This window comes from Microcoleus sp. F4-D5 (genome assembly GCF_036704885.1).
Lineage (GTDB): Bacteria > Cyanobacteriota > Cyanobacteriia > Cyanobacteriales > Microcoleaceae > Microcoleus.
This window is the reverse complement of record NZ_JAUBSX010000019.1, coordinates 31,837-47,531: the sequence shown is the minus strand read 5'-3', so window position 1 is coordinate 47,531 and position 15,695 is coordinate 31,837. Positions and strand designations below refer to the sequence as shown.

Here is a 15,695-nt window from a genome sequence, read left to right as displayed (position 1 = left end):
CAATATCTCAGTATTGAAACTATGCGTGTAATAGGCATTCTTAGCCCGCGTCTTAGGTGCAAGTTAAAAGCAGTAAAGCTTAACGTCATGGAGTTGGGGGCGATTAAGAGCACAGGATAGCTTCGCTTCACGCGATTTTTAACAAAGGTCTCTTGCAAAGCGACAGAACCCACTAAAATAAGTTGAGGAACTGCAAGAAAAACCAAACAAGGGAAACAAAACTATGACATTACCAGTTGGGTGCGCTGCCCCTCAATTTACCGCCAAAGACACTAATGGCAACACAGTCTCCCTGTCCCAATTCGCAGGTAAAACCGTAATCTTGTATTTCTACCCGAAAGATGACACCCCAGGCTGCACGAGACAAGCCCAAAGTTTCAAAGCAGCTTATGAAGAATACAAGGGCAAAGATATTGTAATTCTCGGTGTCAGCCGCGACAACGAGGAATCGCACCAAAAGTTCACAGAGAAATACGGTTTGCCTTTCCAGCTACTAGCAGATGTTGATGGCACGATTACCAAAGCTTACGATGTCGAGAATGTCGAGAAAGGCGGTTATGCCAAGCGCGTTACTTTCGTCATCGACGGTACCGGCAAAATTATTCAGGTTTATGAAGGGGAAACCATGAAAGTTGACACTCACGCTCAAGATATTCTCGTCACCATAGTTTAGTCGAAGTTTAGCCGATCGCACTAACCTTCCTGGACGCACCAAACGGCTAAAAACCCGGCTTCTTCCTAGATGCCTCGTTGCTATAAGCAATATTCTCCTAGGAACCGGGTTTTTTTCGTAAGTCCTGACAATCAAGCATCCAGGATACAAGCCCCCGGATTTTTCCGTGGGGTCAATGCTTCAATTAGGAATGAGAATTAAATAACTTACACAAGTTTGTGGGGTGGGCCTATGAGCCCGCCCTTTTTGGACGGGCTATAAGAGCCCATCCCACAACAGTCATGAAAAGTGGATTTTATTTAATTCTCATCCCTTATTTAATCTAAAATCTAAAATCTAAAATCTAAAATCGATTGACTCAGCAAGTGAGGGGTCAAGGGTACAGGGGGAAGCAACTTACTCGAACTAAATTCCTTCCGTCAAAACTTGCACCGCAAATCCTCTCAACCAGGCATATATTCGGTTAAGGTGCTTATTGTACGCCTAAAGTGAGATTTGTGGCGACAATCCCGCCAATAATTAAAAACTTATGCTGTAAAAGGCATTAACCGCCCGTAGGCTGAATCTAGGGGCGATTTTGTCCTGGTTCGAGTCATTGTGTTTGATAAAATCAGAAGTTATCCTTGCTTTAGCTGAATAATTAAGTAGGTAGGGGGATATATAATGACAAGCAGCAATATTATTTTGAGTTACTTAGGCCCGCGAGAAATTGAGGTCAATAAAGCCGCTGTCTTAGTTGGCACTTTTGACAAAAATCTAGTGACAGCGATTTCAGCATTAGAAGGCTCAAATGCCCTGAATGTCGGGATAAATCTCTCTAGAGGCATTTGGAACATCAGTTTAGAAAAAGGATTCGATAGCGCAGGAACTCGCACAGTGCAGGTGAGGGCAACTGATAAGACTGGCAAAGTTATCGGCCAACAAACAATTAACATCAAAGTTAATCCTGCTTCTGGGTCACCCGCTCAATTTTTCACGTTAATTACTCTCACAGATACCAAATTCAAAGCCGGAACACTGCCCGCCAGCAATCTTAACAACCTGCAAAAAGCGGACGTACCAGCCGGGAAAATTTATCAAATTAGGGACTACGAGTTAGAAGACGGTCACCTGAATGTTCAACTAAATAATTCAATTCCTCCGGTGGGAACCTCTGGTTTTTTCTACGAAAAACACGTAGCGATCACCAAAGGCGCAAAAATTCTGATCTTCGATCGCGCCGAGTTGCCCGTCCCGCCGCCTGGAATGCAGTTACTGTGGGTAATCAAAAAGACATGGTTAAAGTTTACCCCCGCAGATTCTGGAACTTTAGGACCTACTCAGAAATTACAATTTAACTCAGGAGAAACTTTCAATCTTCTCGGCTACGCTTGCGTTGAAAACCATTTCCGAGTCGCTTTTGCTCGGGCAGTTCCTAACTTAGGAACTTCTGGATTTCTGTACTGGCTGCACGTCCAAATTTTGCGAGACGGGAGGGGAATTGAGTATGATAGAAATGCAGTTACGATGACAATCATCAAAACGACTGTGTTTAAAAAGCGCCCGGTAAATGCCGCTAGCCTGCCACCCCAAGAAAAAATTACCTTGCCGGCGGGAATGATTTACGGAATTGCCGGATTCTCGATCGAACAAAGCCACATAAAAGTCTCTCTGACCGAGAATTTGCCGCAATTTGGCAATACAGGTTTCATTTATCCCGATTTTGTGCAATTCAGCCGCGGCGGCAAATCTTTTAATCCCGCTGTGAATTTAACCTATCAAGGGCCGTCAGAAGTTTTAGTAAATCAGCCGATCGTCCTTCGGGGTACTTTTGACCGGCAACAAGCAGCAAAAATTGAGGTGATAGCTGAGGATACATTGTCCCTAAGCGTCACGCTAAACCAAACTGCCAGCACTTGGGAAGTTAATTTGCCTAAAGGATTTAGCGTAGCGGGAGCTCGGTGGCTGAGGTTGCGGGCAACTGACAGCAAAGGTAACGTTACTGGCAGCCAAATAATTTACATTACCGTAACTTCCGATCCGCTAACTGTCGGAAAAGGTTTGACCTTAAAAATAGTTTCTGACACTTTGTTTAAGGTCAGTCCCCTTGATTCTTCCCGGCTCAACAATCAGCAAAAAGTTTTTGTCAAAGCAGGCCAGACGTTGACCGTTAGCAAATACGGATTTATTGACGGGCATCTCAAGGTGGTTCTGGATTCAGCAATTTGGCCGATCGGCACTTTTGGCTATTTTTACGAACCCGACGTTCAGCTTGCTAAAGGTACTCAAATCCTAAGATTTGACCTAGCAGACGTACCGAATAGCAACGTCAGCGCTCAACTGTTGGTAACTCAAACAACTCAGATTAAATCTAAACCCGAAGATTCATCGAAACTGCCGGCCGATCAAATTGCTAACCTACTTTTAGGCACTACCTATGCCATTACTGGTTATGCCTGCATTTTGGGGCATTTCCGAGTAACTCTTGCCGAATCTATTCCCGGTTTCGGCAATATCGGATTTATTTATTGGCAGGACGTTAAAATTAAAAAAGACGGCAAAGAAGTTCCCTTTGACCCCGCTGCTTTGACGATGACAATCCTGCAAGCAACTGTGTTTAAAAAACGGCCGGTAGATGCTGCGAGCCTGAGCAGTACCGAGAAAACTACGCTGCCTTTAGGTCGAGTTTACGGCGTGAACAGCTACGGTGCGGAAGGCTCTCACCTGAAAGTTTCCCTGACTGAAGAACTGCCGAATTTTGGCAATACAGGTTATGTTTTTCCTAGTTTTGTTCAGTTCAAGCGGGGAGATAAAATTTTCGACCCGGTTCCGAACAATGTGGAATTGAATGTGCCGTATTTTTCGCAGCGGGACAATCCGCGTTTTGACTGGTCTACTTGCAACGTAACTTCGATCGCGATGGTATTTTATTACTATGGCGTTCGTTCTCAGTGGGGCGGACAGTTGGAGGATGAGTTGTTGCAGTGGTGTTTCGACTATGCCGGTCAGGGTTCTCAAACGGATCACAGCGTGCTTTCGGCGCTGATCCAAGCCTACGGGTTTAAGACGAGTTTTAGTACGACTCGCACGTGGGCCGAGGTGCGATCGGAATTGCTGAATCGGCGACCGGTAGTTTTAGCTGGAGATTTTACTGCTGCCGGTCACATTCTTACTGTAATTGGCTACAATTCTCAGGGTTATATCGTGCAAGATCCTTGGGGAGATGCACTCACTGGTTACAGCAATACTGAGGGGAGAAAGTTGATGTATCCCTACAGTTACGTCAATCAAGTTGCAGGGCCAGATGGGAATGTTTGGGCGCATTTTATCTCGCGCTAAGCTTTTTAGGTGCGATCGAGATTGCGACAGTCGATCCGGCTAGGGTTGGCAGTGCATTTGTGTCAATTTACAGCAGATTGCAGGTTTATAGGTACTATCAATATCCCCGTAGGGACACGGCATTGCCGTGTCCCTACCTCTATTAGATATATCGTTTGTATCGCAGTCTCGATCGCCCGCAAGATTACTTAATAATTTTAACTATTTTCATTGCGTTACGCCTTGTCCCATCTGCACAAAAACCCAATTATGGGAGAGGTCTAATCAAAAGTCGATGAGAAGTCGATGAGAACTCACTCAAGTTCTCAAATAGCCACCGATTTAATAGCAAGACGGTAGAAAGTGCGATCGACCCGATTTGCATATCCCGCCCATTCTTTGTAGGGGCAATCCCCCCGCGGCGCGGTTGCCCTCGTGGGCGGAGGGGAGGCACTCTTGGCACTCCCAAGGTCGATCGAGGGACTATTTATCAATACATCTTTATCAAAAATTTACAGAGTTGTATGCAATCAATGGTTATGATTGCATACAAATTTTCACTCTTTTTTAAACCAGCAATAGGTGGTGTGATGCCAAATTTTAATTTTCAAGTTTCAGGAAGTGCGATCGCCTTTATCGATCGCCTTGTTACAGATTATCAAAGTTTGATTGCCGGGGTAACACCGGGTACGGAAGTAGTGGTTTTGGATGGGAATCGGGATGCGATAGACCAAATTACTCAAATTTTAGCTCTTCGCACTAATATAGATAGCGTTCACATAGTTTCTCACGGGGCTCCGGGCAGCTTGCAACTGGGCAAAACCAGATTGTGTTCTGAAAATCTGGAAACTTATTCCGAGAAATTGCAGCAGTGGCGGAGTGCCTTAACTCTGGGTGCGGACATTCTGATTTACGGTTGCAATGTCGCATCAGATTCTCACGCTAGTCCGAAAGTCCGCCAGGGGTTGAAACCCTGTCTCAAAGCGAAAGTCGGTTGAAACCGACTGAAAACAACCTCAATAAACAGTCCTCTTCAGAGGACTTTCGCTATGAGACGGGGGTTGAAACGAACGGCGGAACCGATGAGTACGCGATAAACGATCGACGGGCGATCGATGATGAATACGCGATCGATCGTGAAAACGCCATAATAGATCGAGAATACGCCATAGACGATCGACGCGCGATCGATAATCAATCTGCGATCGATCGCAAACACAAAATAGACGGTTTCACCTTCATCCAGCGCATCGCCCAACTCACAAATACCAACGTTGCCGCCTCCAAAAACCTCACCGGAAGTGCAGCAAAAGGCGGCGACTGGGAACTAGAAGTCACTACCGGGAAAATAGCAGCCCCTTTAGCATTTCGGCCCGAAGTTCTAGCAGCATACAACCACGTCCTTGCAACCTTAAGTGAAGCCAGAAACTATAGTTCGGGCCAAGGAAGGATTTCTGACATTGGTACCGGCGATTTTAATGGTGACGGTTTCCTCGACTTAGTAGTGCCAATGGGGGAAAACAACTTCCCAAAAGATCTTGCCATATTGTTGGGGACGGGTACTACGGGCAGCTTTGGTACTCCTATCAGCTTATTTAAGCCAGGTAAAGAGAATCCCAATGGCGTTGCAGTGGGCGACTTTAATGGAGATGGCAAACTCGATTTAGCTACAACGAATTTCGGTTTTTCCAATAACGGCAATTTCGTTTCGATCCGACTGGGGACGGGTACTGGCAGTTTTGGCGATCCTACCAATTTCGGTCAAGGGATAGATCATAAGTCGATCGTAACCGGTGACTTTAATGGAGATGGCAAGTTAGATTTAGCCACAACTCCTTACTCCATTTTTGATAACTTCATTTCAATACTTTTTGGAGACGGTACTGGTAGCTTTGGCACTCCCGTTAAGATTAGTACACAAACACCAAAGTTTACTGTTGCCACAGCCGACTTTAACGGCGACGGCAAACTCGATTTAGTCACGTCTAACAATGAAAAGACTAATAACATCTCCGTTTTCTTAGGAGATGGTAAAGGCAACTTTAACTCCCCCGTTAACCTTAGCTCCCCCACTAACAATGGCAGCATCGGCGGGACTCAGCGAACCGTCGTCACAGGCGACTTTAATGGTGACAGCAAACTCGATATCGCCACTAATAACAGCACCGATAAATCTGTCTCAGTCTTCTTGGGAGATGGTACGGGTAATTTTGATACTGCTAACAACTTTAATGTCGCAACTACTGGAGGATTTCCCCAATCTGTGGTTGCAGGGGATTTTAATGCCGACGGCCAACTCGATTTAGCCACGTCTAACTACTTTAGTACCTACCTTTCAGTTTTGTTAGGAGATGGTACGGGTAAATTTGGTACTATCAGCAACTTTACGATCCCGAATTCTTTCGCATATGCTTATATGCTTGCGAGAGATTTTAATGCTGACGGCAAGTTGGATATAGCTACGGCTTTCGATCAAACTGTCTCGGTTCTACTGAATACATCGAATACAGTTAATTTCGGTGCAGCAACTTACAGCGGCGTGGAAGGAACAACAGACACAGTAGTTAATATTCCCGTCAACATCACCGGTGGCACTCCCTTAAACGATGTAGTTGTGCCAATTCTCCTCGACTCCAGCAGCACAGCCACCCAAAATACAGACTACACCTTTTCCCCTACTTCGATTACCTTCCCCGCAGGTTCAACAGGTGACGAACTCACCAAGAATATTGCAGTTACTATCAAGCCTGACAATCTCTCTGAAAACCCCGAAACTGTAATTTTCAACTTGGGGACAATTACTGGTGGGATTGCGGGCTTCACAAAAAAAACAACACTAACTATTTCCGATCGGGTTTCTGTTGCTTATGCCATTGCCACCGATACTGCCAGCATTGACGAAGGCAATAGCGGCAAAAAACCTCTAACTTTCACTGTGACTCGCAGCAACGTCACTAACGGGGCAAGTAGCGTCAAATATGCGATCGCAGGAACAGCTACCAACGGCAGCGATTACAACAATATCGGCGGCACTTCTGGGGCAAAAACTGCTACTGGCACAATTAATTTTGCGACAGGTGAAACATCAAAAACCATCACTCTGGATGTGTTGGGCGACACCACGGTTGAACCCGATGAAACTATTACCGTCACCCTGTCAGATCCCACAGGCATCGCAGCGGTAACACCAATAATTACCGCTGATACCGCTACCACAACTATTATTAACTACACTGCACCGACGCCAGCGCCGACGCCGACACCAGAACCACCGACACCGACACCGCCAACGCCGACACCAACGCCAACGCCGACACCAGAACCACCGACACCGACACCAACGCCCACACCAGAACCACCAACGCCCACACCAGAACCACCAACGCCTACACCAACGCCCACACCAGAACCACCGACACCGACACCAACGCCCACACCAGAACCACCGACACCGACACCAGAACCACCGACACCGACACCAGCGCCCACACCGACGCCCACACCGCCGACGCCCACACCAACGCCCACACCAGAACCACCGACACCGACACCAGCGCCTACACCAACGCCGACACCGACGCCAGCGCCAACACCGCCGACACCGCCGACGCCAACACCGACGCCAGCGCCAACACCGCCGACGCCATCGGAAACTCCGACGCCATCGGAAACTCCGACGCCAGCGCCAACACCAGCGCCAACACCAACACCGACGCCAGCGCCAACACCAGCGCCAACACCAACACCGACGCCAACTCCCACACCATCGGAAACTCCGACTTCACCAACTCCCACACCATCGGCAACTCCGACGCCAACGCCACTGGAAACGCCGACACCCACTTCAACTGAAACTGATTGCATTTGCAATACTATTGAGTATCCAAATTTGGATGTACCCAATGAATTTGAAAATACTATCACCAGCAATGGCAGTGGTGAAATCCAGTTTGGTACGCCGGACAATGACGCTTTTTACGGCAGTTCAAGTCCGAACATATTCGATGCGGGTTTCGGCAATGACAACTTATACGGAGGCGAAAACAACGATACTTTTTACGGCAACAAACAAAATGATTTTGTTAGCGGCGATCGGGGAGATGATATCCTGTCGGGTGGCAAACACAATGATATCATTTTGGGCGGTGAAGGTGAAGATCTCATTTTCGGCGATCGGGGGAACGATTCGATAAATGGCAAGGAAGACAACGACTTACTTTTTGGCAATTTCGGTGCTGATTTTATCGACGGCGATAAAGGAAATGATATCGGATTGGGGGGTAAGGGAAATGATATTATCTCGGGCAGCGAAGGTGAGGATAGTCTTTACGGTAACTTCGGAGATGATAGTATCTGCGGAGGTGATGGCAATGATTTCTTAAGCGGAAATCAAAATAACGATTTGCTAGATGGATGCCTTGGGAATGACACTCTTTATGGTGGCAATGGTAACGATACATTGCTGGGAGGTAGCGGTGATGATGTTTTGTATGCCGGTCGCGGTGATGACAGTTTGAATGGCGGTGATGGCACCGATCTTCTACTGGGTGGTAACGGTGATGATTTGCTGACTGGCGGTTTGGGAAGTGATGTTTTGTCAGGAGGTGCTGGCAACGATCGATTCTTGCTTTCCACCAATTCTGGCATCGATACTATCTTGGATTTTGAGGAGGGCAAAGATTTGCTAATACTGGCCAACAATCTCACTTTCTCCCAACTGTCAATTACTCAAGAAAACAGTGCAAGTTTCATCCGTTTGTCAGCAAGTGGTCAGATTTTAGCTTCTCTGAATGGAGTGTCTGCCAGCCAGATTAATGCTGCCAATTTCAATCTAGCTTAGAGGAGTAGTAGATACAGCAGATTGCAGTTTATGAAGTGCAGGACACGGGATTGCCGTGTCCCTACGGGACTCGATCTAAAATCCATTTTAGCTAATCTTGCACTTAATTTTGCGTTTCGCTGCGCCAATGCCTAGAATCGCAAATCCGGCTAAAGTACCGAATATAGTAGCAGGTTCTGGTACTGGTTCAGCATAGCCTTGTTCAAACGATCCTTTAATGGCGATCGCATCGTTAGCGCACTCGGCCAACAAGTTAGCAATATAGTTCCCCGAAGGCATTGAGGATTTATTGAAACTGAATCCGATTGTTTGAGAACCTACTGCATTAAACTGACCGAAATTAAGACCGAGGGCGCTCAAAGTAGCTGGCGTTAAAAGATTGATGTCTCCTACTTTTGTACCCGTAGCTATTGAGTTGAGAACCGTCCAGTTACCTGTTTGTTCAAAATAGGGGTCGGTGGCAGCTAAATCGCCCATTGATGGGGTTCCACCTTGAGATGCAACTACCGTATTGAATTGACTTATATTTGTAAATCCAGAGTTAATTTGGGTGACGTTTTTAGCAGTAACGTTACTGTAAATGCCTGTGGTCGCTACGCCGGAGTCATTTCCTTCGGCAAAGCGGATACCAAACAAGCTGCCGTTTGCGTTAGCTGTCTTGAAATCTTGACCGGAAAAATTGAAGAATAAATCGCCGTAGTTGATGTTGCCTCTTTGAGCTAGCGGGTCGGCGTATCCTGCTAAACTTAGATTGGAGTTAATCGCGATGAAAGCTGTATCTGATGTTTCTTTGATGGCGATGCCGTAAAATTCAAATTCGCCCCCGCCGATTTGGGCCCCTGTCACGCCGTCGTTGAAGGAATCGATCGCATAATTCCAGCCGTTAGATAGCGTTGCTGCTGTAGCTTTTTGTGGCTGTATTGCGAAAAGGGCACAGAAAACAGCCACTGAGTAAGTCCAGTGGATGCTGTTTTTAGCAATAGAATTCATAAAATGCTCCCTGGGAATGAGTTTTAAAGTGTCCAGTCTGCACGATCGACTGTTTTTAATTTTCAGTAAATCACAAATTCCGACCCAGTTTATTAAAGTTTCGGTAAAGATTTGGTCCGGCGATCGCGCCATCAGTAAATCCACCTAATTAAACATAAAATATGGCTCGCTCAAAAGCTTGCTGTGTATGTTTTCTTCCTGCTGACTTCTTGTTTCTTCTTTTTACTAACTATTCACCCATAATTTGAATAAATACAGTTCTATTTCGCGGCCCGTCTAAATCGAAAAATAAAACAGATTGCCAAGTCCCCAGTGCTAATTTACCTTCAGCAATTGGAATTACTTCGCTGGTATTGAGCGTCATTGCCATCAAGTGAGAGTGAGCGTTGATCGGTTCATCTGGCGGAACTATTCTTAAATGCAAGTCGTTGTGCAGGTATTTGTCGCCAGGAGGCGCTAATTTTTGCAGGTATACTTTAATATCTGTTAGCAATCTTTCTTCATCTTCATTGATTGCTAAAGCTGTAGTAGTGTGTCGGGAAAATACTAGCAATTGTCCATTTTTGATCGCACTGCTGTCAAGAAACTCGACAATTTGGGGCGTGATGTTGTAGATACCGATGCCTGACTCTGTTAGTATTTCGATTGTTTGATTAATAATTTTCATAAGTTGCCTGTCAATCGATTTTAGATTTGAGATTTGAGATTAAAGAATTGAAGCATTGACCCCACGGATAAATTTGGGGGCAAGTTTCTCGGATACACGTTTTTGATTTCTCCACGGATGAATCCGGGGGCTTGTATCCTGGATGCTTTCGGTCATCTCCAGCCCGGTGGTTCAATAATGATAATTATTTTTGTAGTGAGGACTTCAGTCTTCAAAGTCCTAAAATGCCGATCGCCCAGAATTCTATTATAGGCGATCGACCGCACCGACTCGCTCGCCGATCGAAACTCTCTGTGGAGATGCACTTTTTTTTTAAGTGCCGCACTTGTTGCCAGAATTGGATAATCCGAAATTTTTTTGACCCCGCCCCAAAATGGAGCCAAGCCCCCGACTGCTGTAGTGGAGGGAGAAAAACTTGACACCCTTCGACTCTTGGGCAGGTGAACGGGTAACGGTCTTGTTCAAGATCCCAGATTCATCTGTAGACTTGCATTGGATTCATTCACAAACTATTCAGGAAAAGCATCAGCGTTGATTGCTGTTTATCTGCTTTTCATCTGCGGTCAATTTATCGATCGAAGATTGATGCAGTGCCAGTCTTGTGGAGTAAATCGAAAATCGAAAATCGACTGACCAAGAATTTCAAAGGTGGTACAAGCCCCGGGATTTATCCGTGGAATCAATCGAAAGCATCTCAAATCGAAAATCCTCAAGAAAGAGCATTTATCCGTAGAGTCAATCTAAAATCTCAAATCTCAAATCTAAAATCGATTGACGGCGAGGAGCGATCGCACGTTTTTACAACAGTCAACAAAGTTCCTGCAATACATCCGGTGCAGGCATCGCTGGTTCCTTCTAACTCGGGCGGTGTTTTCAACACTTGAAGCGCTGCATAAAATCAATCAAATTTCACAAATAGTTGCTCGCAACTATTGGGCATTGCTATTTTTTAAATGCTGTTATTTAAATGCTGTTAACATATCGCCGAGAGTTCGTTGACTATCTTGACTCTTCCCTTCACTACAGAACGCAGCAGGCGGTTGATCGAAAGTCTGCATTCATCGTCGAGAGAGTCGTCCAAAACAGCGGCCATCAAACCGTAGCGATCGGCTAAAGTCAAACAACCCGTATCGGTAACAGAGGCAAGCATTTCGGAAATAGCCCCGGGAATAAGTTGAACTAAAAACATGAGACATTCCCTGAATTCGATACTTGTATCTTCTCTCGTTATTGGAAAATCAAGAGTGACGCTGGCATAGCAGAGAAGGTGATGTTTTGAGACAAATTATGTGACAGGAACCCATCTAATTGTGTGACGATCGCGTTTTAATTCTGCGATCGCACTCACAACATTAATCTTAGATATCCCAAATTCCCCCTCTCCCCTTCCAATTCTAAAGATTTAGAGAGATTTTTCGGTTATGTGGGCCTCTTTACCCATTACCCATGTATAAAACGCATCTGCCTGATGCGAAATATTCATAAAACTCAATATTTTGTAAAAATAGCTACGAATATTTACAATCGCGGGCTTTACATTAGCTCATAACAAAGGTGCATCGAAACGCAGCGATCGACCGAACCATCGGTAGCAACTATAACTATACATAGTTTGGCGCAGTTCGAGGCAGCGCCTAGTAAAGCTGAAATATACAGAAGACTAACCATGCTTAAAAGAAATTCGATCGAGTAACTAAATATACAGTTTTAAATCCATACACTCACTAAGGTTAGCAGGAAACACACACTTTATGCTCCAAGTCAATACTTCTCCCCAACAAGCCAGCAGCGAGGGTAAACCGATGACCCAAACAGTAGAACCCAAAGCCCAAGCGAGCCTGAACAAGTTTGAAAAACTCAAAGCCGAAAAAGATGGCTTAGCATTAACAGCCGAACTCGACCACTTCGCCGCAATCGGCTGGCAAGCAATGGACGAAATCGATCGCGAGCACCGCCTCAAATGGCTCGGCATCTTTTTTCGGCCAGTAACTCCCGGCAAATTTATGATGCGGCTGCGCTTGCCCAACGGCATCATTACTAGCAATCAAACCAGAACGCTAGCAGAAATCGTCCAGCGCTACGGGGACGACGGCAGCGCCGACATCACCACCAGACAAAACCTGCAACTGCGAGGAATTCGCATCGAAGACGTACCCGACATCTTCCGCCGCCTCAAAGAAGCGGGCATGACCAGCATCCAGTCCGGGATGGACAACGTGCGTAACATCACGGGTTCCCCAGTCGCGGGCCTGGACGCCGACGAACTGATTGATACGCGAGAACTGGCGAACCAAGTCCAAGATTTGATTACGAACAGCGGCGAAGGCAACCCCGCGTTTTCAAATTTGCCGAGAAAGTTTAATATTGCGATCGCAGGCTGCCGCGACAACTCAGTCCACGCAGAAATCAACGACATCGCCTTCGTACCAGCCTACAAAGACGGCAACATCGGCTTTAACGTTTTAGTCGGCGGTTTCTTCTCCGCCAAACGCTGCGAGGCAGCAGTTCCCCTCAACGCCTGGGCAAGTCCCGGCGACGTTGTAGATTTGTGCAAAGCAATTTTAACTGTGTTTCGCGATCGAGGCCCGAGAGTAAACCGCCAAAAATCGCGACTGATGTGGCTGATTGACGAACTGGGAATCGAACAATTCCGATCCGAAGTCGAACAAGAATTAGGTCGCACTTTGCCCGCCGCCGCCCCCAAAGATGAAATCCTCTGGGACAAACGCGACCACATCGGCATCTACCCGCAAAAACAATCAGGGCTCAACTATGTAGGGTTGCACGTTCCCGTCGGACGGCTGCAGGCATCGGATTTGTTCGATTTGGCCAGAATCGCCGAGGTTTACGGCAGCGGCGAGCTCAGGCTCACCGTCGAAGAAAACGTGATTGTTCCTAACGTTCCCGACTCGCGGATTGAATCGCTGGTCAAAGAACCGCTGTTGCAGCGTTTTTCCATCAACCCCGCACCCCTGATGCGGGCATTGGTTTCCTGCACCGGCGCTAAGTTTTGCAACTTCGCCCTCATCGAAACCAAAAGCCGCGCCGTGGCAATGATTGAGGAACTCGAACTCGAACTGTCAGTTCCCAAACCGGTCAGAATTCACTGGACGGGTTGCCCCAATTCCTGCGGTCAACCCCAAGTAGCAGACATTGGTTTGATGGGAACAAAAGTTCGCAAGAACGGCAAAACCCTTGAAGGTGTAGACATTTACATGGGAGGCACGGTTGGAAAAGACGCTCATTTGGGTACTTGCGTCCAAAAAAGCATCCCTTGCGAAGACCTCAAACCAGTGCTGCGCCAACTGTTAGTCGATAACTTCGGGGCGGTTCCCAATCCATCTCAAGAAAATGTAGTTTCGCTCAACCGGCAACTGCAACTGACGGTTGACAGGGACGAAACAGCAGTCTCGGCAGCCAAACCTCAGACATCTACTGTAATTTTCGCTCGATCGGGCAAAGAAGTTCCTTGCAGCGAAGATGAGTTCATTCTCGATGTTGCCGAACGGGCCGGAGTCGAACTTGACAGCAGTTGCCGGTCGGGAACCTGCGGCACTTGCAAGCAGCAACTCCTAGAAGGCCAAACAGTCTACGACAGCCAACCCGACGCGGCCCGAGACTTAGAACCAGGGTTCATTTTAGCTTGCAGCGCGCGGGCGATCGGCAAAGTGTCGATCGACGCCTGATCTCACAATGTGAGATGCGATGCCAAGGTCGCCAATCAATCTCACATTTCACATTTCCACCATCTCAAAGTACAACAACAATTCAAGACAAATGAGCAACCTTTCCAGAAGAAAATTCATTATAACCGCCGGAGCAACAGCAGCCGGCACCCTCCTAGCCCACGGTTGCAGTTCCAGTTCCACCACATCTAACGGAGGTGCCACCCCCGCAGCCGGCGGCGCTTCGCCCACTGCCGCCCCAGCAGTCAACATCAACCCTGCCGACGCCCCAGAAGTTACCGCAGCCAAACTCGGATTCATCGCCCTCACCGACTCAGCGCCCTTAATCATTGCCCAAGAAAAAGGGCTATTTGCCAAGTACGGCATGAAAGACGTACAAGTTACCAAACAAGCATCTTGGCCAGTTACTCGCGACAACTTAGAACTCGGTTCCGACAAAGGCGGCATTGACGGAGCCCACATCTTATCCCCCATACCTTACCAAATGACATTAGGCACAATTACCAAAGGCAACCAGCCTGTGCCGATGTACATTCTCGCCCGGTTAAATACAAACGGTCAGGCAATTTCGCTCAGCAAGAAATACCTAGATTTAAAAGTAGGTACAGACAGCGCACCGCTGAAAGCAGCTTTTGCAAATCAAAACGTTCCTATTGCTATGACCTTTCCCGGCGGCACCCACGACTTGTGGATACGCTATTGGCTAGCAGCCGGCGGTATTAATCCAGATACAGATGTTTCCGTGATTCCCATACCGCCGCCCCAAATGGTAGCGAACATGAAATCTGGCAGCATGGAAGCCTTTTGCGTAGGCGAACCTTGGAATGCTCAGCTAGTTACTCAAAAGGTAGGATACACCGCCTTAATAACAGGAGAAATGTGGAAAGATCATCCTGAAAAAGCTTTAGGTTTAAGAGGAGATTGGGTTGACAAAAACCCCAAAGCTGCAAAAGCAATTACAATGGCCGTACTGGAAGCCCAGCAGTGGTGCGATAAGGCAGAAAATCACGATGAGATGTGCCAAATTATCTCTCAAGATAAGTGGTTAAAAGTACCCGTAGCAGATATTATCGGTCGCTCTAAAGGTCAAATTGACTACGGTACCGGTCGCATTGAAGCCGCCAGCCCAGTGGCCATGAAATTCTGGGCTGACAATGCTTCCTATCCCTACAAGAGTCACGATGCTTGGTTCCTCACTGAAAATATTCGCTGGGGTTATATCCCGGCAACTACCGACATCAAAGCAACCGTTGATAAAGTTAACCGCGAAGATATTTGGAAAGCAGCAGCGACAGCACTTGGCGTCCCCGCGGCCCAAATTCCTACTACCAGTTCTCGCGGTGTCGAAACCTTCTTTGACGGCGTGAAGTTTGACCCAGAAAAACCAGAAGAATATCTGAAGGGTCTGGCAATCAAAAAAGCATAATTAGTTTGTTGACTGTTCACTGTTGACTGTTCGCTGGTGATAGTTGACCGAGTTTAAAATTGAGTGGAGTTGGGTTTCCTAACTCAACCCACCCCAGACACGGCGAACACTTCAAA

11 protein-coding genes are annotated in these 15,695 nt (G+C 46.9%); 7 read left to right on the top strand and 4 right to left on the bottom strand.

Features of this window, described 5'->3' with window-relative positions; all coding sequences use genetic code 11:
• Nucleotides 1–223 precede the first annotated feature (223 nt).
• The 4 genes from QUA80_RS11660 to QUA80_RS11645 all read left to right on the top strand — a co-directional run bounded on the left by QUA80_RS11660 (nt 224) and on the right by QUA80_RS11645 (nt 8,810).
• On the top strand, nt 224–673 hold the full coding sequence (locus tag QUA80_RS11660; RefSeq protein ID WP_333424272.1) for a peroxiredoxin: 450 nt from the start codon (nt 224–226) through the stop codon (nt 671–673).
• Nucleotides 674–1,336: 663 nt separating this feature from the next.
• On the top strand, nt 1,337–3,991 hold the full coding sequence (locus QUA80_RS11655) for a C39 family peptidase (protein ID WP_333424270.1): 2,655 nt from the start codon (nt 1,337–1,339) through the stop codon (nt 3,989–3,991).
• A gap of 569 nt (nt 3,992–4,560) precedes the next feature.
• Nucleotides 4,561–4,968 (top strand): DUF4347 domain-containing protein, encoded by a 408-nt coding sequence (locus QUA80_RS11650; protein ID WP_333424268.1) that lies wholly within the window; start codon nt 4,561–4,563, stop codon nt 4,966–4,968.
• Nucleotides 4,965–8,810 carry an FG-GAP-like repeat-containing protein gene (locus QUA80_RS11645; RefSeq protein WP_333424266.1) on the top strand — a complete coding sequence of 1,282 codons (3,846 nt, stop codon included), beginning with the start codon at nt 4,965–4,967 and terminating at the stop codon, nt 8,808–8,810. Before QUA80_RS11650 ends, QUA80_RS11645 begins: the two co-directional genes overlap by 4 nt.
• 87 nt (nt 8,811–8,897) lie before the next feature.
• On the opposite strand, the gene QUA80_RS11640 is transcribed toward QUA80_RS11645, so the two are convergent.
• From QUA80_RS11640 to QUA80_RS11630, 3 genes are all read right to left on the bottom strand, one after another.
• Nucleotides 8,898–9,800: a PEP-CTERM sorting domain-containing protein gene (locus QUA80_RS11640; protein ID WP_333424264.1), complete on the bottom strand. Its 903-nt coding sequence runs from the start codon at nt 9,798–9,800 to the stop codon at nt 8,898–8,900.
• 229 nt (nt 9,801–10,029) lie between these two features.
• Nucleotides 10,030–10,467: a secondary thiamine-phosphate synthase enzyme YjbQ gene (locus QUA80_RS11635; protein WP_333424262.1), complete on the bottom strand. Its 438-nt coding sequence runs from the start codon at nt 10,465–10,467 to the stop codon at nt 10,030–10,032.
• Nucleotides 10,468–10,619: 152 nt separating this feature from the next.
• The gene (locus QUA80_RS11630; RefSeq protein WP_333424260.1) at nt 10,620–10,889 is read right to left on the bottom strand and encodes a hypothetical protein; all 270 of its coding nucleotides are present in this window, start codon (nt 10,887–10,889) and stop codon (nt 10,620–10,622) included.
• A 168-nt stretch (nt 10,890–11,057) separates the two neighbouring features.
• Here QUA80_RS11630 and QUA80_RS11625 point away from each other — a divergent pair, with 168 nt between their 5' ends.
• On the top strand, nt 11,058–11,351 hold the full coding sequence (locus QUA80_RS11625) for a hypothetical protein (RefSeq protein ID WP_333424259.1): 294 nt from the start codon (nt 11,058–11,060) through the stop codon (nt 11,349–11,351).
• A gap of 89 nt (nt 11,352–11,440) precedes the next feature.
• Here the strand turns inward: QUA80_RS11625 and QUA80_RS11620 are convergent, their stop codons facing one another.
• Nucleotides 11,441–11,656 carry a hypothetical protein gene (locus QUA80_RS11620; RefSeq protein WP_333424257.1) on the bottom strand — a complete coding sequence of 72 codons (216 nt, stop codon included), beginning with the start codon at nt 11,654–11,656 and terminating at the stop codon, nt 11,441–11,443.
• Nucleotides 11,657–12,218: 562 nt separating this feature from the next.
• On the opposite strand from QUA80_RS11620, the gene QUA80_RS11615 reads away from it, so the two are divergent.
• Nucleotides 12,219–14,153, top strand: a complete 1,935-nt coding sequence (locus QUA80_RS11615; RefSeq protein ID WP_445302229.1) for a ferredoxin--nitrite reductase — start codon at nt 12,219–12,221, stop codon at nt 14,151–14,153.
• Nucleotides 14,154–14,244: 91 nt separating this feature from the next.
• Nucleotides 14,245–15,579 (top strand): CmpA/NrtA family ABC transporter substrate-binding protein, encoded by a 1,335-nt coding sequence (locus tag QUA80_RS11605; RefSeq protein WP_333424256.1) that lies wholly within the window; start codon nt 14,245–14,247, stop codon nt 15,577–15,579.
• Nucleotides 15,580–15,695 lie beyond the last annotated feature (116 nt).

What these genes read in the sequence shown, in the direction of transcription:
- QUA80_RS11660 (WP_333424272.1), top strand. Translation starts at nt 224, where the DNA reads ATGACATTACCAGTTGGGTGCGCTGCCCCTCAATTTACCGCCAAAGAC.
- QUA80_RS11655 (WP_333424270.1), top strand. Translation starts at nt 1,337, where the DNA reads ATGACAAGCAGCAATATTATTTTGAGTTACTTAGGCCCGCGAGAAATT.
- QUA80_RS11650 (WP_333424268.1), top strand. Translation starts at nt 4,561, where the DNA reads ATGCCAAATTTTAATTTTCAAGTTTCAGGAAGTGCGATCGCCTTTATC.
- QUA80_RS11640 (WP_333424264.1), bottom strand. Translation starts at nt 9,800, where the DNA reads ATGAATTCTATTGCTAAAAACAGCATCCACTGGACTTACTCAGTGGCT.
- QUA80_RS11635 (WP_333424262.1), bottom strand. Translation starts at nt 10,467, where the DNA reads ATGAAAATTATTAATCAAACAATCGAAATACTAACAGAGTCAGGCATC.
- QUA80_RS11620 (WP_333424257.1), bottom strand. Translation starts at nt 11,656, where the DNA reads ATGTTTTTAGTTCAACTTATTCCCGGGGCTATTTCCGAAATGCTTGCC.
- QUA80_RS11615 (WP_445302229.1), top strand. Translation starts at nt 12,219, where the DNA reads ATGCTCCAAGTCAATACTTCTCCCCAACAAGCCAGCAGCGAGGGTAAA.
- QUA80_RS11605 (WP_333424256.1), top strand. Translation starts at nt 14,245, where the DNA reads ATGAGCAACCTTTCCAGAAGAAAATTCATTATAACCGCCGGAGCAACA.